Source organism: Mycoplasma razini (assembly GCF_048076865.1).
GTDB lineage: Bacteria > Bacillota_I > Bacilli_A > Mycoplasmatales > Metamycoplasmataceae > Mycoplasmopsis.
The window spans coordinates 604205-627217 of sequence record NZ_CP182212.1 but is presented as its reverse complement, the minus strand read 5'-3'; the positions used below and the strand labels follow the sequence as shown (position 1 = coordinate 627217).

18 protein-coding genes and 1 tRNA gene are annotated in these 23013 nt (G+C 28.3%); 14 read left to right on the top strand and 5 right to left on the bottom strand.

Going from position 1 to position 23013, the window contains the following annotated elements; all coding sequences use genetic code 4:
- From ACM0L0_RS02390 to ACM0L0_RS02380, 3 genes are all read left to right on the top strand, one after another.
- Positions 1–810: a TatD family hydrolase gene (locus tag ACM0L0_RS02390; protein WP_416738386.1), complete on the top strand. Its 810-nt coding sequence runs from the start codon at positions 1–3 to the stop codon at positions 808–810.
- Positions 800–1585, top strand: a complete 786-nt coding sequence (gene rsmA / locus ACM0L0_RS02385; RefSeq protein ID WP_416738385.1) for a 16S rRNA (adenine(1518)-N(6)/adenine(1519)-N(6))-dimethyltransferase RsmA — start codon at positions 800–802, stop codon at positions 1583–1585. The genes ACM0L0_RS02390 and rsmA overlap by 11 nt, the downstream gene beginning before the upstream one ends.
- Before the next feature lie 79 nt (positions 1586–1664).
- Complete coding sequence (locus ACM0L0_RS02380; RefSeq protein ID WP_416738384.1) at positions 1665–2201, top strand: hypothetical protein; 537 nt, start codon at positions 1665–1667, stop codon at positions 2199–2201.
- Between the two features lie 671 nt (positions 2202–2872).
- Here the strand turns inward: ACM0L0_RS02380 and recO are convergent.
- Positions 2873–3553, bottom strand: coding sequence for a DNA repair protein RecO (recO, locus tag ACM0L0_RS02375; RefSeq protein ID WP_416738383.1), 681 nt, complete (start codon positions 3551–3553; stop codon positions 2873–2875).
- A gap of 136 nt (positions 3554–3689) precedes the next feature.
- Here recO and ACM0L0_RS02370 point away from each other — a divergent pair, with 136 nt between their 5' ends.
- The 5 genes from ACM0L0_RS02370 to ACM0L0_RS02350 are packed head-to-tail and all read left to right on the top strand — an operon-like array spanning position 3690 to position 10288.
- Positions 3690–4013, top strand: coding sequence for a hypothetical protein (locus ACM0L0_RS02370; protein ID WP_416738382.1), 324 nt, complete (start codon positions 3690–3692; stop codon positions 4011–4013).
- Positions 4003–5643: a DAK2 domain-containing protein gene (locus tag ACM0L0_RS02365; RefSeq protein WP_416738381.1), complete on the top strand. Its 1641-nt coding sequence runs from the start codon at positions 4003–4005 to the stop codon at positions 5641–5643. Before ACM0L0_RS02370 ends, ACM0L0_RS02365 begins: the two co-directional genes overlap by 11 nt.
- Positions 5643–6647 carry a phosphate acyltransferase PlsX gene (gene plsX / locus ACM0L0_RS02360; protein ID WP_416738380.1) on the top strand — a complete coding sequence of 335 codons (1005 nt, stop codon included), beginning with the start codon at positions 5643–5645 and terminating at the stop codon, positions 6645–6647. The genes ACM0L0_RS02365 and plsX overlap by 1 nt, the downstream gene beginning before the upstream one ends.
- The gene (gene rnc / locus ACM0L0_RS02355) at positions 6637–7341 is read left to right on the top strand and encodes a ribonuclease III (RefSeq protein ID WP_416738379.1); all 705 of its coding nucleotides are present in this window, start codon (positions 6637–6639) and stop codon (positions 7339–7341) included. The genes plsX and rnc overlap by 11 nt, the downstream gene beginning before the upstream one ends.
- Positions 7342–7351: 10 nt before the next feature.
- Positions 7352–10288, top strand: coding sequence for an AAA family ATPase (locus tag ACM0L0_RS02350; protein ID WP_416738378.1), 2937 nt, complete (start codon positions 7352–7354; stop codon positions 10286–10288).
- A 60-nt stretch (positions 10289–10348) separates the two neighbouring features.
- Here the strand turns inward: ACM0L0_RS02350 and ACM0L0_RS02345 are convergent, their stop codons facing one another.
- The 4 genes from ACM0L0_RS02345 to ychF form a co-directional block, all read right to left on the bottom strand.
- The gene (locus ACM0L0_RS02345) at positions 10349–11092 is read right to left on the bottom strand and encodes a hypothetical protein (protein ID WP_416738377.1); all 744 of its coding nucleotides are present in this window, start codon (positions 11090–11092) and stop codon (positions 10349–10351) included.
- Positions 11093–11324: 232 nt separating this feature from the next.
- A complete protein-coding gene (locus ACM0L0_RS02340; RefSeq protein WP_416738376.1) occupies positions 11325–12251 on the bottom strand; it encodes an SPFH domain-containing protein in 927 nt (308 codons plus the stop codon).
- Positions 12252–12333: 82 nt separating this feature from the next.
- Positions 12334–12407: transfer RNA gene (locus tag ACM0L0_RS02335), tRNA-Trp, on the bottom strand.
- 247 nt (positions 12408–12654) lie between these two features.
- Complete coding sequence (gene ychF, locus ACM0L0_RS02330; protein WP_416738374.1) at positions 12655–13755, bottom strand: redox-regulated ATPase YchF; 1101 nt, start codon at positions 13753–13755, stop codon at positions 12655–12657.
- Between the two features lie 109 nt (positions 13756–13864).
- On the opposite strand from ychF, the gene ACM0L0_RS02325 reads away from it, so the two are divergent.
- The 6 genes from ACM0L0_RS02325 (at position 13865) to ACM0L0_RS02300 (ending at position 22791) form a co-directional block, all read left to right on the top strand.
- Positions 13865–15511, top strand: a complete 1647-nt coding sequence (locus tag ACM0L0_RS02325) for an MAG5620 family putative phospho-sugar mutase (protein ID WP_416738373.1) — start codon at positions 13865–13867, stop codon at positions 15509–15511.
- Between the two features lie 33 nt (positions 15512–15544).
- Positions 15545–16909, top strand: a complete 1365-nt coding sequence (hisS, locus tag ACM0L0_RS02320) for a histidine--tRNA ligase (RefSeq protein WP_416738372.1) — start codon at positions 15545–15547, stop codon at positions 16907–16909.
- On the top strand, positions 16893–18605 hold the full coding sequence (aspS, locus tag ACM0L0_RS02315; protein WP_416738371.1) for an aspartate--tRNA ligase: 1713 nt from the start codon (positions 16893–16895) through the stop codon (positions 18603–18605). Before hisS ends, aspS begins: the two co-directional genes overlap by 17 nt.
- A 95-nt stretch (positions 18606–18700) precedes the next feature.
- Positions 18701–19045 carry a hypothetical protein gene (locus ACM0L0_RS02310; protein ID WP_416738370.1) on the top strand — a complete coding sequence of 115 codons (345 nt, stop codon included), beginning with the start codon at positions 18701–18703 and terminating at the stop codon, positions 19043–19045.
- A gap of 16 nt (positions 19046–19061) precedes the next feature.
- Positions 19062–20354 carry a site-specific DNA-methyltransferase gene (locus ACM0L0_RS02305; RefSeq protein WP_416738369.1) on the top strand — a complete coding sequence of 431 codons (1293 nt, stop codon included), beginning with the start codon at positions 19062–19064 and terminating at the stop codon, positions 20352–20354.
- 1 nt (position 20355) lies between these two features.
- A complete protein-coding gene (locus ACM0L0_RS02300) occupies positions 20356–22791 on the top strand; it encodes a DEAD/DEAH box helicase family protein (protein WP_416738368.1) in 2436 nt (811 codons plus the stop codon).
- Positions 22792–23013: the final 222 nt, after the last annotated feature.

Below are 23013 nucleotides of genomic sequence, written 5' to 3'. Positions count from 1 at the left end.
ATGGGAAAGAAACGTAACAAATTTGTAGATGCCCATAATCATATCAGTATCAATTACTATAAATCCCCTGATATTATTGATATGATTGTTGAACAAGCACATCATAATAGAATTGATTTCTTAATGGTAAATGGTGGGCATCCAGAAGAAAATAAAGAAGTATTGGAATTAGCAAAAAAATATGAAATTATTAAGCCAATAATTGGAATCCATCCTGAATCAGGAGTAGATGGAAATGATTATAAGCAAGTGGAAGAATTACTAACACCAGATGTTGTTGGTATTGGTGAAATTGGATTAGATTATTACTATGAAGATGCGCCAAGTCGTCAAAATCAAATTGATTCGATGACTAACCAAATTATTTTAGCTAATAAGTATAAGCTACCTGCTGTAATTCATATTAGGGATAAAGAAAATTGCGACTTAGCTTATCAAGATGCTTATGATATTTTAAGCAAGTATCCAGAGACTAAATGCATGTTACATACTTATAGTGGAACATTACAATGAGCTAAAAAATTTGCACAATTTCCAAATTTATATTTTTCATTTAGCGGATCAATTACATATGGAACAAATAACCAAGCAAGAGAAGTTATTTCTTATTTACCATTAGAACGTATGTTAACTGAAACTGATGCCCCATATTTAAGAGTTCACCCTTACACAGGAGAATTAAATGAACCTAATACAGTGCTTTTTGTTGCATACTATATGGCCGGAATTAAACAAGTGGGAATGGAAAAATTTGTCGACCGGATCAATCGTAATTTAAGAAATTTATTTGGATTAAAAGATGAAAAATAATCAACCTAGATTCGCAAAAAAAGAATTTGGTCAAAACTTCTTACAAGATCAAAATATTATTAATAAAATAGTTCAAGTTTTTCCAATTGCTAATGAAAATGTTTTAGAAATAGGTCCTGGACGTGGCGCTTTAACAAAAGCTTTACTACCTAGTGCTAAAAGTGTAATCTCATATGAGATAGACCAAGATATGGTTGATGTATTAAAATCAGAAATTAATGATCCAAAATTTCATTTAATACATCAGGACTTTTTACAAAGTGATTTAACTAATATTCAAGAATCTTATTTAATTGCCAACATTCCTTATTACATAACCACTGATATTTTATTTAAAGTTTTTGAACATAAAGAAAAGTTTAAGGGTGTTTTATTAATGGTGCAAAAAGAAGTGGCTCAAAGAATATGTGCCAAAATTAATACCAGTGATTATTCTAAATTATCAGTATCAGCACAATATTTAGCAGACTGTAAAATTGAATTTATTGTTCCAAGGGGATGTTTTATTCCTGCACCAAAGATTGATTCAGCAATTATTTCTTTAGTTTTTAAACCTAATGTTAGTTCTCAAGACTGAAATAAACATAAAGATTTTATCAAGTTATGTTTTGCTAATAGACGTAAAAAACTTTCATATGCTTTAAGCACAAAGTTTCCTAAAGATGAAATTTTAACTGCATATCAAACTATGGGGTATGATGATAATATCAGAATTCAACAGCTGACTGTAGAAGAAATTATTGCCTTACACAAATTGTTATTAAAAGAAGCTTAGTCTTCTTTTTATTTTTACCTTCTTTTAAAAATATTTTGTAGATTGAGTAAAATATAAATGTAAGTAAGAAAGGATAGTAATGGCAAAAAATGTAAAAGGAATAACAATATTGGAATCATTAGAAGAAACTAAACAAAAAGGTTTTCTTGAAAATGCAACTTTTCAATATGATGAAGTTGACTACTATTATGTAAAAAAATATTTTGAAGTAGTTGATAAACTAATTGAAAAATATAAAGGATTAAATCCCGATTATGATGTTTCAATTTTTAAAAAACTACAAATATCTAAATATTTTGAAAATTATAGATATCGTGATGAACAATGGTTTTATCAAAGACACCATATTGACGAAATTTTTATATCAGGTGCAATATTTAAATCTGATTTTCTAGAACAATATAAAAATTCTTTAGCAATTATTGTAGATATGAAAGAACATGCATTTTTACATTATTTAATAATAATGTCACAAGCAACTGGTCCTAATAATGGCATGGATATCCAGTTTTCTAGAGAAGCGTGAGATGAAATTATTAATGAATATTGTGAAAAATATGACTGTATCTATGATCAAGATTGAGAATCATTTATAAGAATTTCGGGTAGAATATAACAACCAATATCCTTACAATGTAGGGATATTTTTTTATTTGAAAAAGAAAACGCACCCTAAAGTGCGCAATTTTTACCTATAAATTTAGTTAAGTTCATATATCTATAATAGAAATAATAGTTAGTTCAATAATTATAAAAGACCTGATTGCAAAAGGTCAACAATCTAAAGATTTAAGAATTGCACTATAAATACCATAATATAAAATAATTAAATAGGAAAATTACATATATTAACAACTTATTATTATGTGAAAAAAATTACATAAGTTAGGTGCTCTTTGAAAATGGATATATATTTGAGAGAGTGAGAAAAAGAATACATATAATTATTTACTTTCATTAGAGTAAATTCCAAGTGATTTTGAAGACTACATTTATTAGCTTGTAAAGTTGTAATATATTAATTATTTGGAAATATAAGTAAAAATTTAATTATATTTTCTTCGATTTTAATGGTATCCTAAAATCGAAGTGTGTGGGGGAGAACACCCCACACTTTTATTATATTCTTTAAATAATATTAATTATTTTTTATTTAATTATTCACTAATTTTTTTCAAAAATTCCATAAAATGTGGAAAATTTTCATATTTCATTCTCGGTAATTTGATTAAATATATAAATCAGAAATGTAAAAACCAATATCCTTATATGAAAGAGATATTGGTTTTAATAGCCTATTATTCAGTAGTTTTGATCATGCAAGAATTTTACATAGCTATTTAATATATATTTGTTTATTGCATCTGTGGCTTGAAAAACATATGAATTTAAGTTGTGAAATGAGGATCATATACATTGCAATAATTTTATATCCATTAAAGGTTCTTCGCCTTCGTGCTTATAGCAAATAAACCCACCATATTGAACATTAAATGAAATGAAATTACGAGTAGTACCGCAAATGCGACATTTATTAAAATAATTGCAAAAACCTTGGTTTACTAAAAATTGAGCAATAAAGTATGTTAGGATTTTTTTATTATCATATTTCCCTATGTCATAGAAATAACGATCATATTCGGCAAAAATGTGATTTTGCGTTTTAATATATGAAAAAACTTTTGCTAGTTTAGTAAAAAACAATGAATTTTCTAAATTACTGATATCAAATAATTTTACTAATGTAGCTTTTTTCAACTTACCAACTTTTGTATCAAAGCGAGCTTTAAAGTATTCAAGTTCAACAATTGACCCAATAATTAAATTACTACGATTTTTAGATCCGGGCTTGTCTAAGCCTTGGGCGTAGAGCGAAAAAGTACCCCTAGGACTAAAGAAAGTCACTAGGAATTTATTATCTTCATATTCTGAAATATTCATAACAACTGCTTTTTCTATGCTTACCATGACTAAATTATAATATTTTGCTAAAAAACAACAGCTTTTTGCAACTTTTTTTGTCTAAAACATCTTGAAATATATACTATAGTATATATTAAAAATAAGGTAAAATATACATACTAATTAAAAATGGAGATAATATATGGAAATTTCAGAAATCAGACAAATATGTGTTGATTCATTATCTGCTGTTCCAGGGATTGTTAAGTTGCACAAACCGACACTTGACTTAGATAAATCTTGTGAGGACACAGCTGAATGTGACACACTCTTACCTGAACTAATTAATATCACAACTTCATCAGCGGGATTGAGCTTACAATTAGCTTTCTCAATTCTTGATGATGTCTCAGCTAAATTTATTGTTACACAATTGTTTAAACAAATTGACTTTGCTTTAAAGAAAAAGAAATTGAAATTATTAAATCTAACTGTAATTATTAAAGGAGTAAACAATGCAGGATAAAAAAATCTTAAATGGTGAAGTTTTATCAAGAGCATTAATTTCTGGAGCTAATGCTTTAATTAATGCAAAAAATAAAATTGATGCCTTAAACGTTTTTCCAGTGCCTGATGGTGATACAGGGACTAATATGGCTTCAACTATTGCAGCTACTGTTTCGAATCTTGAAGCAAATGCTAATGAACCTGTGTCTAAAATTTTAAGCAGCATGGCTCATGATATGATTTATGAAGCTAGAGGTAATTCAGGAGTTATTCTTTCTCAAATATTTAAAGGGTTTGCATTAGGTACAGCCAATAAAGTTGAACTTAATACTGCTGATTTAATTCAAGCCTTTGAAGGAGCTACAGCTAGAGCATATAAATCAGTCTTTAAACCAGTTGAAGGAACAATCTTAACTGTTATTCGTGAAACAACTGAAAACCTAAAACTTGAATTTGAAGGAAAAGAAGTTTCATATATCGAATTCTTTAATCAGGCTTTAGCATTTGCACGTAAAAGTTGTGATGAAACTCCAAACAAACTTAAAACATTAAGAGAAGTTGGGGTTACAGATAGTGGTGGTGAAGGTTTATATACTATTCTTTGAGGTATTAACGAAGCTTTAAATGATCGCTTTGTTGCTATATCTGAACAAAATGATGACATTAACAACTTTATTAGTGAAACAGAAGTTTATGAAGGTGAATTCGGATATTGTACAGAAGTTTTAATTGACTTAGATAATCCTGAAAAATTCGATAAAGAAAGTTTTACTAAGCGCCTTGAAAAAATTGCTAATTCACTTGTAGTTGTAAATGATGATAATTTAGTTAAAGTACATGGTCATGCTATTAAACCAGGTAAATTACTTAACTTAGCTCAAGAATATGGTGAGTTTATCAAAATCAAATCAGAAAATATGACTTTACAAGCCAACTATTCAAAAGCTAATGCAGAAAAAATGAAACAAGAAGCACAAAATAATGAAACACGTAAATTGTGCGGTGTAGTTTCATGCAACCTTGGAAGTGGTATTGTTAAACGCATGAAAGAATTAGGCTGTGACTTTATTGTTGAAAGTGGTCAAACTCAAAACCCATCAGCTCAAGACTTAATTAATGCAATTAATAATGTTAATGCTGAAACTGTTTTTGTGTTAACTAATAATTCAAATATTATTTTAGTTGCACAACAAGTTGCTCAAGTTATTGATAATAAAAATGTTTTAGTTGTGCCAACCAAATCTCAAATGCAAGGTATTACTGCTATGCTAAATTTCAATCATGATTTAAGCGCAGAAGAAAATATTGAAATGATTGAAGAATCAATTGCAACAGTTGTAACCGGTGAAGTAACTAAAGCAATTAGAAATACTACATTAAATGGTGTTAAGATCAAAAATGGTTCATATTTAGCAATCGTTGATGGAAAAATTATTTCAGCACATACTTCTGTGATGGCTGCTGTTAAAGCTATTTTAAAAAACAGTATTAAGCCAAGTAGTGAACTTGTCTCAATTTATTATGGTGATGAAAGTAATTTAGGTGAGGCTGAAGAAGTTTCAAATTACATTAATGCGACATATGATTGTGAAGTTGATATTGTTGAAGGTAACCAACCAACATATCAATTCTTAATAGGGATTGAATAATGAAATATAAATATACAATTGCTTTTGATGCCAATGGAAATGATAAAGGTGTCCTTGAATGTTTTTTAGGAGCACAAAGATTTGCTAGTGAAAATCCAGAAATTTTAGTTAAATTAGTTGGGGATGTACAACAAGTCTCAGAGCTAAATAATGCAGCTAACTTGGAATTAATTCAAAATGCAAATAAACCAAGTGATCCTAGAAATATTCGTAAATCTATGTCAGAAGATACTTCGATGAATCAAGCCTTAAATTTAGTACTAGATAATCAAGCAGATGCAATCTTATCAAGTGGTGATAGTGGGACATATATTTCTTCACTTACACTTAAAGCTAAACGATTACCAGGTGTTTCTCGCCCAGCTTTTATGCCTATAGCAACTGCAAGTAATAATCGTAAATTTGTAATTCTTGATGTAGGAGCTAACTTAGAAACCAAAACCGAATACTATTTAGAATGAGCTAACTTAGCTGCTACATATTGTAAAGAGATGTTTTTAGTTTCTCGCCCACAAGTTGCTTTAGTTAATATAGGAACCGAAGAATACAAAGGCAATACTACTGTACAAGAAGCAAATAATCTTTTAAAAGATGCAGTAGAGTTTGAATATGTTGGTTTTATGGAACCTAAATCCTTATTTAAAGGGCAATGTGATGTAGTCTTATCTGATGGATATGCAGGTAATATTATGATCAAAAGTTATGAAGGTGCTATTTCAACTTTTAAATATATGCTCAAACAAGAAATTCAACCAAGTTTTTGAAGAAAAATCGGAGCTTTATTATTAAAACCAGCCTTTAAAGCAGTAGCAAATAAATTAGACTATCGGTCAATTGCCAGTGCTTGGGTACTAGGTGTAAATGCATTAGCATTAAAAGCACATGGAAGTAGTGATTCTTTAGCCTACTATAATGCTTTAAACAATATGAAGCAAGCTTTAGAAGCTAATTTGTTACAAAAACTAAAAGAGTCAGTAACAGCGGAGGCTCCAGATGTCAATTAAGCAAACAAATACTTTAGAAGAGTTTTTAAGCGAGCATGATATTGTGCCTAATTCTTTAGAACCTTATATCTTAGCTATCACTCATTCTAGTTATAATCGCAAAAATTTTGATAATTATGAAAGATTAGAATTCTTAGGCGATGCTGTTTTACAATTATTAAGTTCAAGTTTTATGTATAAAGCTTATCCTAATTTAACACAAGGGCACTTAACTAGATTAAGATCACAAGCTGTTGGAACTGAATACCTTTCTTATCTAGCTAGAGAAATAGGTTTAGTTAATTTTATGAAAACTGGACCGGGTAAAATGCGTGATACAGTAATTCAAAGTGCAAAAGTTCAAGCAGACTTATTTGAATCAATGGTCGGTGCAATATATATTGATCAAGGACTAAAAAAAGCAGCAGATTTTGTTTATCGCTATTTAAAAGATAGAATTATTGATTTACATGATAATAACAACAAAGATCCTAAAGGACAATTACAAGAATACTTTCAAAGTTTGACGAAAGAAAGTATTACATATAATACAGTTCAAATTGCGCCATTTGATGCGCAAAATCATCCTAGTTTTCAAGCCCAAGCAATCCATGATGGTCAAATTTATGGTGTGGGATTAGGAACTAATAAAAAAGAAGCTGAAACTAATGCAGCAATTGATGCATTAAAAAAATTAAAGGATGAAGTTATATAAAGGAGTCCATATGAAATTAATTAAAATTGAAGCTCATGGTTTTAAATCATTTGCAGAACCTGTAGTATTACGTTTTGATGGTGGAGTTGCAGGAATCATTGGTCCAAATGGTTCAGGTAAAAGTAACATCAATGATGCTATTAAATGAGTATTAGGGGAACAAAGTTCAAAAGAAATGCGTGGTGATTCAATGCAAGATTTAATCTTTGCTGGATCTAAAACTGCTAAACCAATGGATTTTGCACGGGTAACATTAACATTTGATAACCGTGATTCAGATAACTCAATTGATGATGATACAGTTGTTATTACTCGTGAATTATTCCGTGGTAAAGGAATGAATAATTACTATTTAAATGGTAAACCATGTCGTTTTAAAGACATTAAATCAATCGCTATGGAAACTGGAATTGGAAAAAGCTCATTAGCTATTATTTCTCAAGGTACAGTTTCAGATATTGCTGAATCTTCTGATGAAGAACGTAGAGCTATTTTTGAAGAAGCAGCTGGTGTTTCTAAATTTAAATTTAAGAAAACCGAATCATTAAGACTATTAGAAAGTGCTGATGCTTCTATTAGTAAAATTGAACCAACTATAAATGAATTAGAAAAACAACTTGTTCCATTAAGAAAACAAGCTGAAAAAGCTCTTATATATAGAGATAAAAGTCGTGAACTTAAAAAAGTTGAAGTAGCTTATTTAGCTCATGAAATTAGAGAAAATGAAAAAACTTATGAACTCTTATCAAAAGAATTAACTGGTGTTCAAGAAACTAAAAATTCATATGAAACTCAAATTGATAGATATAAAGCTCAAATTGGTGATAAGAGAATTGAAAAGAATGAATTATCAAAAGAAATTGCTACCTTAAGTGGAAAGCAAAGTGGAATTAAAAGCAGACTTGAAAGCCTTGAAATTACCATTACAAAGCAAAACACTCGTATGGAACTTATTGCTAGCGGGGAAATGGCAGCAGATAATGAAGAAACTGCAAAAGCTTATGCTTTAAAAATTATTGAATTAGAAGAAAATCTAAAATATCATAAAGAAAGCTCTGCAACTTTAAATACTAAAGCACAAGAACACACAGATAGAATTAGAGATCTTTCAAACAAAGTTAATGCATTGCAAGTTGAACTCAATAATGCTAAGACTAAATATACTGAAGTTAATACAAATTTACAAATTTTAATTGAAACTAAAAATAAGAAAACCAACTTATTTAAAGGAACTAAAACTATTGTTGATAATGCCTCAAACTTTAGAGGATACAAAGGTTTAGTTAGAGATTTAATTAAAGTACAACCAGATTATACTTTAGCAATTGAAGCTATTTTAGCTTCAGCAGCTCAACACATCGTTGTTGACATTCCAAATACTGCTGTTAAAGCTGTTGATTTCCTTAAGAAAAATAATGGTGGAAGAGCTACATTTATTCCATTGACATCAATTAAAGAAAAATTTGTTCGTGATGACTATTTATTAGTTGCTTCAAATCACGCAGGTTACATTGGGGTAGCATCTGATTTAGTTGACTATGATCCTCAATATGATGTCTTAGCTAAATTCTTACTTGGTAACGTTGTAATTGTTCAAGACATTGAAAGTGCCAACCAAATTTCAAATATTTTAGAACGTAAATACATGGTAGTTACTTTAGAAGGAGACATCATCCGTGTTGGTGGAGTTATTGTTGGGGGAACTGCTCAAGAAAGTGATAATATCATTGGACTAGATGAAAAAATCGCTCAGTTCAAGCAATTACTTCCTTCTTTACAAAACATTATTAATAATAATGAAAGCTTAATTACAAAAAATAGTGCTGAAATAACTCGTGTTAATACAGCACTTAATGAATATAAATTTGAAGCAAGACAAGAAGATCTTACTATTGCACAAATTCAAAAAGAAATTGATGAATTTAAGTCTAAATCTGATATTTCAGGAATTAATAAAGAACAAGTCGCTCCTTCAGTCTTAATAGGAGAAAGAAATAATTTATTAAAAGACTACACAATTATTAAGAATGATTTAGCTATTAAAAATCAATTCTTAGAAACTGTAGATGCTGAGCTATTACACTTAACAGAATCTTTAGACAAAACTCAAACAACTTTAAATGAGTTAAATAATACTTTCACAAATAAGATTACAATTTATAAAAATGCTGAATTAAATCTTAAAAACTTTACTGAAAGACTTGCTAGTCAATATTCATATACTGTAGAATATGCAGAAGCAAACTACAAGTTAGAAATTCCAGTAGAAAAAGCTAGAGAGTTAGTTGCTGAATTAAGAGAACAAATTGATGAACTTGGTTCAGTTAACTTAGAAGCTATTGAGCAACTTGAATCTGTTGAAGAACGTTACGACAGATATGTTGCTGATAGAGATGAATTAGTATCAACTAGAAATATTCTAATGGAAGCTATTTCAGAACTTGACAAAATTATTGTTACTAGATTAACTAGTGTTGTAAACGATGTTAATAATGAATTTAACACTGTCTTCAAATCAATGTTTGGTGGAGGTAGTGCTGAAGTTAGATTTGTTGAACCTAACAATGTACTAGAATCTGGAATTTCAATCTTTGCTCAACCTCCTGGAAAAAGCATTAAGAATTTAAGACTATTTTCAGGTGGTGAAAAAGCCTTAATTGCTATTTCATTGCTATTTGCTATCTTAAGAGCAAGACCACTTCCATTATGTATTCTTGATGAAGTGGAAGCTGCACTTGATGAAGCAAATGTTATTAGATATGCTGAATATTTACAAGAACTTAAAAATCAAACTCAATTCATTGTTATCACTCACAGAACTGGAACAATGTCAAGAGTTGATTCACTTTTTGCAGCAACAATGCAAACACGTGGAGTTACAAACTTCTTTAGTGTGCAATTAAAAGATGCTGCAAAATATGTAGATCAAGAATCAAACAATCAATAATCTAAATATCCCTTTCTCATAGGGATATTTTTTTGCAAAGAAAAATACCTCTTTGAGGTATTATTCTGCAGCTTCGCCACTTAATTCAGGGATTAAAATATTTTTAATCTTATAAACTATTTGACTCTTAGTAATAGTTGTGCCATGAGAACCTGGAATCATGTATTTTCTTGTTTCATCATCGAACTGATCAATTTTATAATTGGTTACTAAATTTTTTACCAAATCCATAAATTCAGTTACAGGATATGGTACATCGTCTTCTTTTGGAAATTTGACCTTAATAGCTTTTTCTATCAAGTCATAGTTATCCTTTAATGTTAGCATAAGGGTTTTTATAGGTGTAGATTCATTAGCAAATTTTTTTAAAATAGTTATAGCTTCAGTAACTGAGTCATTTTTGCTATCTGTAGTTCCTTGACTTGGTTTATCACCTTCGTTAGTACCAGGTTTTTTATCTGAACCTTCGCTTGAATCTGTACCTGGTGTTGGATTAGTTTCAGTATTATTACCAGAATTTGCTCCACCTGTTGTAGCACCTTGCTGTGAATCAGAAGGATTGCTTTGCCCACTATTACTATCTGTATTAGGTTTTTCAGGGGTGCTTGTTGAAGGGTTTGACTCTGTATTTCCTCCTGAAGTTTCTGAACCTGTTGATGGATTAGGCTTAGAAGGTTTGTCTTGTGTATCTGTTGAAGGAGTTTGAGGTTTATTTGTATCTTTTTGTTCTGTACATTGAGCTGCTACTAATGGCAAGATTGCACTAGCTCCTAATAACGGAATAAGAGTTAATTTTAATTTCATAAATATCCTTTATTTTTATTGAGTTTTTGTATCTTGTTTCTTAATCATAAATGAATAAATAATTACATTGGCAGTAATTTTAATTTACTTAAGCCTCATTTCAATAAGACATAAGCACTTATGATTAATAATAATTATATCAAATCTTTAATTTCTTATACTACTAATTAGTAATAAAAGACAGTCTAGTTACAAATAAAAAAAGCATCAATTATTTAGATGCTTAAAATTTTTATTTTTTATCACTTTTTAATATTTCAGCTCCAGCTGCTACAACGCTAGCAACATCTGCTAAATTAGGTGGTAATATGATTTTTGTTGCTTGCCCATTGGCAATTTCACTTCATTCTTGAATTGATTTTAATCTTAAGAATGCTTCATTAATACCTGCTGAATTAATTAATTCAATAGCTTCTTTTTCACCTTGTGCTTCTAAAATACGTTTTTGTTTTTCAGCTTCAGCTTGAAGAATCTTTTGTTGTTTTTCAGCTTCAGCATTAAGAATAGTACTTTCTTTTTCACCTTGTGCTTTTAAAATTAAACTTTGTCTAATACCCTCAGCTTCTAGGATGTTTGCACGTTTATCTCTTTCTGCTTGCATTTGTCTAACCATAGCTTCTTGAACTTCACGTGGTGGAATAATGTTTTGTATTTCAATTCTATTAACTTTAATTCCTCATGGATCACTGGCTGCATCAAGTATTTTAGTAAGTTTAGCATTTATTATTTCCCTAGATGTAAGTGATTCATCAAGTTCAATTTCACCAATTAAGTTACGTAAAGTAGTAGCTGTAAGATTTTCAATAGCTAATCATGGTCTTTCTGCACCATAAGCAAATAACTGTGCATCCACTATTTTTAAATAAATAACTGTATCAACTTTAATTGTTGCATTATCTTTGGTAATAACGCTTTGAGCAGGAAAATCCATAACTTTTTCTTTAAAGTTTTCAACTAAGGCCTTACGATCAAGGAAAGGAATAATGAAATGTAGTCCTTTTCCTAATGTTTTATGGTATTTTCCTAGTCTTTGGACAATAACAAAGTTGGTTTCTTGAACAATAACAATTGACTTAACTAATCCGACAATTAAAATTATTAGGAAGATTAAACCAAATATTGAGCCAAAAACAGTTCCAATAATTGCACTTGTTCCCATTTTTCTCCTTATATAAATCTTTTTATAATTTAATTTTACTAAATTTAACAAAAAAATTAGCTGCTCGCTAATTTCTTTCATATGGCGGAGGTTAAAGGAATCGAACCCTTATCATCGGTTTTGGAGACCACTATATTGCCATTATACTAAACCTCCAAATTTTTAATCTTATAAATAATACCAAATTTTCTTTAGTTTAAGGATAAAAAGGAAATAAAGCTTATTTATCAAACAAAAAGAATTAGTCACTGACTAATTCCTATAAAGATATGAATGAAATCTCTTTACAATTAAATATTATCAAATTTTAAGAATCAATTTGCAACTTTTTATCTCTTAATTTAAGTATTCATTTTAAATTGCTTTAAATTAGTAATAAAAAATACTGCCGTGCAGTATTAAATTATTTTCTGAATTTAAAGTGACAAATATCACCATCTTTCATTATGTAGTTTTTACCTTCTGAACGTAATTTACCAGCATTTTTAGCGCCAGCTTCTCCACCATAAGCAATAAAGTCTTCATATGAGATCACATCAGCTTTAATAAATTTCTTTTCAAAATCACTATGAATAACACCAGCACATTGAGGTGCAAGTCAACCTTTGTGGTAAACTCATGCTCTAGCTTCTACTTTTCCAGCTGTAAAGTAAGTTTCAAGATTTAGTAAATCAAATGCTTCACGTGTTAAAACATCTAACCCACTAACTTCAATACCATACATTGCTAGTAATTCCATTTTTTCATTTTCATCTTCAACAGCAATTAGCTCAGATTCTAATTGAACACAAATTGGAAGTAATTTTTCTCCTGGTTTTAATGAAGCTTGCAATGCTGAAAAATGTTTATCATTTGCATATGAAGCAAATTGATCATTACTTAAGTTAGCAACATAAATAATAGGTTTAAAAGTTAATAAATGGTATCCCTTAATAAATTTTGTTTCATTTTCATCTAATTCAACTTCATGTGCTGGAATATTGTTTTCTAAAGCTTCTTTAATTTTACTTGCAGCATTGAATTCAATAATTCCATCTTTATCTCCAGATTTAGCTTTTTTAGTTACACGGTTAATAACATTATTAATGGTTTCTAAATCTGCAAGCATTAATTCAAAATTAATAACATCTTTATCACGTACTGGGTCAACTGAATTAGCAACGTGCATGATGTTTTTGTCTTCAAAACATCTTACTACATGAATAATTGCATCAACTTCACGAATGTTTGCTAAAAATTTATTTCCAAGTCCTTCTCCTTTTGAGGCTCCTTGAACTAATCCAGCTATATCGACGAAATCAAAAGTAGCTCAAACAATTTTATCTGGATTAACAATTTTAGCAATTTCTACTAAACGAGGATCAATTAATGGGACTGAAGAAATGTTTGGTTCAATAGTGGTGAAGGCATAATTTGATGCTTCAACTTGTTTTTTAGTAATAGCACTAAATAAGGTACTTTTACCAACATTTGGTAATCCAACAATTCCGGCTTTTAATGACATATTATCTCCTTGAAAAAATCTTAGTTAAAATATCTTATATTTTACATTAATATACTGAAAGGCATTTTTTTAATTTGATAAAATTAAACTAATTAGTAAAAGGATTTATATGCAACAAAAAAATGAACACAAATTAACTTCATGATACAACTTATATCAAAACAATAATTTAATTGATTATAGTTTTGAGCATTTTGTCCGTGAAATAGATAATTTATTTCCAAACAATAGTTTTTACACTCGTCCTAAAGCCACAATTTATGGAATTGAATTTGATTCCTTAAATATTTATGGTTTTGGTAATTTAAATATTTATACATTACTCAATTTAGCTGATATTTTTGATACTAATCATAATAAAAGTGGACTTTTCCGTAAGAAAGCGAGAATTTTATTTTCAAGTTCAAGTGAAGACATTTTTCCTTCAAGTTTAACTCAACATTTTATAAGCTATCTAAAGGATAAAAAACATTTTGTCTATGGATTTAATGTAGATCAAGTTAACCAATTTGTTTTTCAGTCAGCAATTAATTCACTAGATATTGATTATGCCTTTTATTTAACTTATAGTTCATCTAATAATAAATATTACTTGCAAATTTATTCAGGCAAAGGCTTAATTTCTTTGGATGAACAAGAAGAGCTAATTACACAACTTTATCAATGAAAAAAACATTTTATTTTGAGCAATAATCATGAATTAATTACTTTAAATATTAATAAAGTTATTGATAGTAACATTAAAAAAGTTCTCAATCGTTATGTGAACCGTGAAAATAAATTAGATTATTATTCTAATTTATCAGTTTATTTGATGGTAGAAGAACAAAGCGATACTTATATATTAGAACGTTTTTTTAATCAAGTAAATATCAAGTATTCAAAACTAAATCCTTTACTTAATAAAGACTTGCTGTCACCTTCACCAGTTGTATTTTGAAGATGACTTCGTACTGCAAATTATAAAGCTGATTTAATCATTATTTTAAATAAGAATAAAGAATTAAAATTAATTACTAAGACTAAAGAAGGATATGTAACCTTAAATGATGATGAAATAGCCTTCTTATATATCAATAGTCAATATCTTTATTGAAAACAAAAAGGCTTACTGGAAAACGAGCAAATTTTTATTCCAATGAATGCAGCTGACTTTATACTTTCAAACTTAGAAAACTATAAAATTAAATATCAATATGAAAATGAATTAACTGATCCTAATAATGTTCTTTTTGCCTATGGACAAGGCTTTTCTAATAGTTCGGAAATGAATTTAAATTATGATAATTTAGAGTTCTTATTTAATTTTTGTTTTATGTTACTTAACTACAAAGAAAACAATAATTTATTTACTTTTAAATATAAAAAAATGACTGAAGCTAGTCACTTTACTTCACTAAACTTATACAATATTAAAAAAACTGCTGCTGATATGAACACAGTTTTTGAATACTTATTAGCTAATCCAGATACTTTAGGAAAATATAAAATTGAAAAACTAAAAGCTATCAATTATGATAGTAATAAATATCAATATTTATTTAATTTACGCCTAAAAACTAAGCATAATAAGAGCAATATCTTTATCTCATTTGATAAAGCAAATAATCAAATTGAATGTAAATTTGAAACAATTATTAGCTTATATAAAATCAATCATTTTATTGAAAAGTGATACACAATTTATGTGCAAAAGAAAATTGTAAAAAAGCTTACTTATTTAGTTAATAAACTAAATAAGCCAAAAAAGAAATAATATATAATTACAAAAGCAAAAAAAGAGGTAAAAATGATAAATAAAATCAAAGGAACTAAAGACTTCTCAGTAACAGAAGCAATGTTAAAAGACTTTGTTTTAACATCATTTGAAAACGTTGTAAGTAAACACGAGTTTAAAATGATTGAAACACCTATAATGGAACAAAGCGCTTTATTTAAAAGATCAGTAGGTGAAAGTGAAATAGCTAAAAAAGAAATGTATGAGTTCAAGGATAAAGGAGATAGAGATATTTGCCTTCGTCCTGAAGGAACAGCTTCATTTGTGCGTGCATTTGTTGAAAATAAATGATATGCAGACGATTTTGATCGTTTTGCTTATTTTGGCCCAATGTTTAGATATGAACAACCACAAAAAGGTAGATATAGACAATTTTATCAAGCTGGTGTTGAATATGTAGGGAACAAGAATTATTTAAGAGATGCTGAAGTTATTTTAACTGCTAATGATTTATTAGAATTATTTAATTTAGATTACGAATTAAAAATCAACTCAATTGGAGATAGCATTTCTCGTGCTAACTATGAAGCTGCACTTTATGATTATTTAATACAATACCGTGACCAATTAAGTGCGATTTCACAAGAACGTTTAGCAAATAAAAAAGTTTTACGTATTCTTGATGATAAAGAAGACAGTAAAAAAGACTTCATGAAAAACATTCCTTTAATTCAAGACTACTTATCACCTGAATCTAAACAATATTTTGAAAATGTTTTAACTACTTTAGCTAACAATGGTATTGAATTCACAATTTCGAATGAATTAGTCCGTGGATTAGACTACTATGATGAAGTGGTTTTTGAATTTGTTTCAAAAGACAAAAATGCTGGAGCTCAATCTACTTTAATTGGTGGAGGAAGATATTCAAACTTAATTAAAGAACTAGGTGGACCTGATCTTTCAAGTGTTGGATTTGGTTTTGGAGTAGATCGCTTAATTGACCTAATTAGAGAAGATTTTAATGAAGTAACACATATTGAAACAGAAGCAAGACATGTTGATATTTATGTAGCTATGAGTGAAGATAGTAGCAATATTGATTATGCTTTCTGACTTGCTAATAATCACCTAAGAAACTTCTTTACTGTTGAAGTTGAACTTGAATTAATTAAGGCTAAAAAAATTATTGATAAAGCTAATAAACGAACAGCACAATTTATTATTTATGAAGACAAAATGCTTGGCAATGATTTATTAAATGTTAAATCATTAGTAACAAAAGATAAAATCTCATTTGGTAAGAATTTACATGGTATTGCAGATTTATTTACATTTCTAATTGAAAATGTAGAAGATGATGCAGAAATTGAAATTGATGAAATTGAAGAATATGTTGCAGAAGAATTGATGGGGAAAAATGAAAAAGACAATTAATAATAATCAATTAAGACTTGCTGATGCAGGTAAACAAGTTACTCTGTATGGTTGAGTAGCAAACAAAAGAAAATTTGGAGAAATTAACTTTGTTGACCTTAGAGATAAATTTGGTGTAACTCAATTAGTGTTTAATACACCAATTACCTTTACTAAAGAATCAGTTTTAGAAGTTAATGGAACAGTTGTAGAAAGAAAAGATAAAAACTTAGATTTAGCTACAGGTGAAATTGAAGTTGTTGTTGATTCTTACAATGTATTATCAAGTTCAAAAGAACAACTACCATTTCAAATTAGAGATGACATTGATGTTAAAGAAGAACTTAGATTAGAATATAAATTCTTAGATTTAAGAAGACCAGTGATGCAAAATACTCTTAAGTTAAGAAATGATGTAATTTTTGCAATTAGAGAATATTTACAAGGTCAAGGCTTTACTGAAGTTGAAACACCAATTCTTTCTAAAGCAACTCCAGAAGGAGCACGTGATTTCTTAGTGCCTACTAGAAATAAAGCAAATGCATTTTATGCTTTACCTCAAAGTCCACAATTATTTAAACAATTATTAATGATTGCTTCACTTGAAAAATACTACCAAATTGCTAGATGTTTCAGAGATGAAGACTCAAGAAAAGATCGTCAACCTGAATTCACACAACTTGACATTGAAGTTAGTTTCATGGATGTAGCTTCATTCCAAAGCTATATTGAAGGGCTATTTAAATACTTTATGAAAAAAGTTATGAATGTTGATCTTCAAATTCCATTTGAACGTGTTAAATATGATGAATGTATTGATAAATACGGAACTGATAAACCAGACTTTAGATATGGTAATGAAATTGTTTCAATTCCTGAATTCTGTCAAACAAGCGACTTTAATATCATTAAAAATGCAAATAGCATTCGTTTATTAAAGATTGATGAAACAATTACTAAAAAAGACTTTAAAAAGCTTGAAGAAATTGCTAAAAAGAATAAAGTTAAAGCTTTATTCTACTTCACAGTTGAAAACTTCCAAGTAGCAGAAAGCAATTTTGCTTCTAAAGTACCAGCTGATGAAATTGCAGCTTTAATTAAACAACAAAAGAATCAAAATGGTACTTACTTAATTTGTGCTGATAAATATGAAAATGCTTCTCAAGCTCTTGGTGCGCTTAGAGTTGAACTTAATTCATGATATGGATGAGCAAAAGAAGAATACAACTTTAAATGAATTGTCGACTGACCTATGTTTGAATATGATGAAGAAAATAATTCTTGAGCAGCAGCACACCACCCATTTACACAATTTGACAACACACTTGAAGAATTAGACACTTTACCTAAAGAACAAATTAGAGCACGTAGCTATGACTTAGTGCTTAATGGATTTGAACTTGGTTCAGGTTCAGCAAGAATTTATGATGAAAAAATGCAAGAAAAAATGTTTGAAATGATTGGTTTAAGTAAACAAGATCAACAAAACAAATTTGGTTTCTTCCTTAAAGCATTTGAATATGGTGTGCCACCACACTGTGGAATTGGACTTGGAATTGATCGTCTTGTAATGATTTTAAGTAATCATAAAACAATTAGAGATGTTATTGCATTCCCTAAAAACTCAAAAAATGAAGACTTAATGACTCAAGCTCCATCAAATGTAGAGCAAACTCAATTAGATGATGTTTACTTACAAATTAAAGAAGAAAAATAAGATTTCAAAAACACTCGGATAAATTCCGAGTGTTTCATTTTACAGTTATAAAAATATGTATAATTAAATGGTTATTAATTATATTGGAGGATAAAATGACACTATTAGAAAAGTATAAAATTAAAGTTGATGAATTACCTTCATACGACTTTAATTATGATCAAAAAGAATTAGTAAAGAAAATCTTAGAGAAAGCAGAAGAAAAAGATTTACAAAATATATATCAATTTTTAATCCAAAGAGTGAAAGTTGGATTTAAATTTGATTATGCACCTGAAAGCAACAGCAAGCAAGTTGTATTATTGCAAAAAGATGATACACTCAGCTTTAAAAATGATCCATTATCAAAAAATCAAAATATTTTAATTATTGGTGAAAACTATGATGCATTAAAGAACTTATTAGTACTCGAGAGAGAGAGAGAGAGATTGCGCGACTAATGCACGTTATGATGTAATGTATATCGATCCTCCTTATAATACTGAATCAGCAGGAAGTGATGGGAATCAAGTAGCTGATGATAAAGAAAATATAAAGTCTTCAAAATTTATTTACAGAGATAAATTCAGTCGAAATGGCTGATTAAATATGATGAATGAACGACTAAAAATGGCACGCGATCTTTTGAAAGAAGATGGTGTAATTTTTGTGTCCATTGATGATAATGAACAAGCATATTTAAAAGTTTTGATGGATGAAATTTTTGGAGAAGAGAATTTTGTAACAAATATTGTTTGAAATAAATTAAACGCGCAAAATGATGTTCAATTTTTCCAAGCTAATTATGAATATGTTTTAGTTTATAGTAAAAATAAAAGTATATTAAATGTTAATAAAATTTATGAAGAAAATACAAAAGGAAAAACAATTTCTTTATTACTAGGCAATACATCAGGTGGGTTATTAAATAATCGTTTCAAAATGGGCCAAACAGCATATTGAAATAAAGAAACAAACGATATGATTTTCGAACATGATTATGATCTGGAATTGGCAAAAAACTCGAATAATCCAAATATTTATAAAAATAATGAAAAGTTAATTTCTATGGGATATATACCTATTCGCCCTAAAATTTACAACAAAAAATTAGGTTGTTGAAAATGAAGTATTGAAAAAATGAATAACTGTAAAGACTTATTGGTTGTAAAAAAACAAAAAGATGGCAGTTTTACTCTGCACTATAAGGATATAAGAGAAGTAAAAGTTAAAAAATATAAAAATATTTTAGATTTAAGCTCTTCTAATGGTGCATCAATATTAAATGAACTGGGAATAAATTTTTCTTTTTCAAAACCTGTTAAATTAATCAAATTTTTAATCAAAACAGTAGAAAAAAACAAAGACATTCGGATATTGGATTTCTTTGCCGGATCTGGAACCACAGCGCATGCTGTTATGGAATTAAATAAAGAAGATGGTGGAAATAGAACATATACATTAGTTACTAATAATGAAAACAATATAGCTATAGATGTTACATATGAAAGACTTTTTAGAATTAATAACGGTAAAGGCACAAAAGGTGAAAGTTTTAAATGAGCTGATAAAAATCAACCATATAAACAAAATTTAGATGTTTTTTGGACAAAATACTTTGATACTAATATTTTTTCTGAAAAAATAGACAACATTGCAATTTTAAAAACTCTAGAAAAAGAACTAAATGATTTTGGTATTTATGGTCTTAATGATAATGTTCAAAAATTATTACTAGATTTAATTGCTTTAAAACCTGTTAAGGAATAAAATGAAACTTACTGTTACACAAAAAAATGCCGTAGATCAATTAGTTGAAATTTATACTAACAAAGATATTTATAAAAAAGAAATTGTTGAATTTAAGGCTCCTACAGGTTCTGGAAAAACTTTCATGATGGCTAATGTTATTGATCAAATAAATAAATTTTCATTAAAAAACAATCGCCCTATTATCTTTTTAATTGTTACTTTGTCTTCAAGTGAACTCCCAAAACAAATGGAGTCAAATTTAAATGAGTATAGATATTTTCTTCCTGATTTACCCGGAGTAATCAGGAAAGAATCCCCATCTTCAACAAAAATAAAAACAGACTCAGATTTTTCAATAAAACCAGAAAGTAATAAGATTTATATCTTTGGTGCTTCTTCATTTGGTGAAAAAAGAATATACACTGAACGTGGTATTTACAATGCATTTTTAAAAGAAATTAAAGATAATGGATGGGATATTGTATATATTAGGGATGAAGCTCATTATGGTGGTGATGCCATCAACAAAGGTAAAACTAGTGGTAAGTACATAGATATTGATAGTAAAGATAGTGAAAAGATATTAATTTCTGATGTTGCTAATTCAAATGTAAAGTTTGAATTATTGACACAAAAAACAGCTGATTATATAATTAAAATGACTGCAACACCCAATGGGATGCATAATCAAATTGTTATAGAAGAAACTGAATTAGAAAAAGACAATATTAAATTACTAAAAAATCAGCTGAAATTAAATGAAGGAATAGGGGAGCAAGAAGATTTAGAGCTAATTGATGATAATGTTTTACTGGAAATAGCATGTAAAAAATTTCTAGATGTAAAATATGCATATAGTGATTCTGAAAACGAAAAAGCACTAATTGGTATAAATCCAGCAATGTTAATTCAAATAGAAGATAAGTATTCTAACAAGCAAGAATCCTTTAATAATAAAATTCAAAATATTAAGAATATTTTGAATAAATACAATCTTTCATGAGTTACTTATTTTAGTGATGATAAGTCAGACAGTAATTTAAGAGGTAAAATTGATCTAAAATCTATTTCAGATAATTTAAGCCCGATAGATGTTATTATTTTTAAAATTGGACCAGCAACTGGTTGAAATATACCAAGAGCTTGTATGCTGGTACAATTAAGAGATGTTTCATCAAAAAATTTAAATACTCAAGTAATTGGGAGAATAAAAAGAAATCCAAACCCAGAATATAAGGCTATAGATGAAGATGAAGTTGAAGCTGATAAAAAGTCGATCCGTTGAAATTATTATATTTACAGCAATAGTATTAAACCTACTGAAAATATGAGAGTAAATATGAAACTTAGACCAAATTGCGATACAAATCGTTTCATAACAGGAAAAATTGACAAAGAAATTAAAAAAATAATTCTAAGTAAAGAATATTCTGAAAAAGTTCTTGAATTAGTGAGTCTCACAAAAGTAAAATCTGCTTATGAAGATTATAAAAAGGAATATGAAAAGTATGGTTTTATTACTCCAGATCAAGAAACGATTACAGATTTTAAAGGAACATCTAAACGTAAGATTTCAAGAGAACTTAAAAATGGAATTGATTTGCAAATCTATAATGAGGAACAGTTTGAAATTAATAAAAATTTAATAAATAAGAGAACTCTTGAAAATATTTATGAAAATATATTTACTAATTCTGGTGTTTCAAGGCAAATGTTTTATTTTATATTTTTTAAAAAATATCTTTCATTATTAAAAGAAGAAAGACAAAAACAAATCAAAAAAGTAAAAGCTGAAAGCAATGGTCATGAATATGTTTTATCAATTTCCAAAACATTGCCTTTAAACAATGACTTCATGATAAAGAAAGAATCATCCAACAAACTCAAAATTGACTCTGAAGAACGTTATAAATATGCCTACTATAATCCTATTAAAAAATATGAGCACTTACATTATTTCGATTCGAAAACAGAACACGCAGTTTTCCAATCATTTTTTGAATTTATCAAAAATAGCAGTAGGCTTGAACAAATAACAATTTGAACTAAAAATCCAGTCCATGATGGTCTTGAATTTGAGTATTATGACGTTGATTTAAATGTAACAAATTCTTATCCTGATATGGCAATCAAATATAAAAACCATTATGGAGAAAATGATATCACTGTTGAAATTAAGAATGCTACTAATGATTATGATAGAGAAAAAACTCAAAAAATTCTTGAATCATATCAGCAGTATATTGAGGAAACGATAAAATGAAATGACTTAAAACTATTAATTGATAATAATCCGCATTTACTAATTAATGCAACTTTAATAATTTGCCATTATAATTATGAAACTGGTGAAAAACAATTTTCAGGATACTCAACTAATAAACAATTAAGTCAAGCATTAGAAAAGGGTCAAGTTTCTGAGTTTAGAGAAATTTTTGAATACTTAGATATGTAGAAATTTCTTGTTGTTGATTTTAAAAAACACCTGACAAAATTGCTTAATTTAGTATCTTTTTTAAAAGCAAAATCCTTTTCTTTACCTTCAAAATAATACACACCACAATTAATAAAAGGTGTGTTTTTATATTTATAAATATATAAAATAATTGGATTCAATTAATAAATATTTAAACTCTAAATTCATATGTTATAAACCACAGTTGAATATCAAATATAT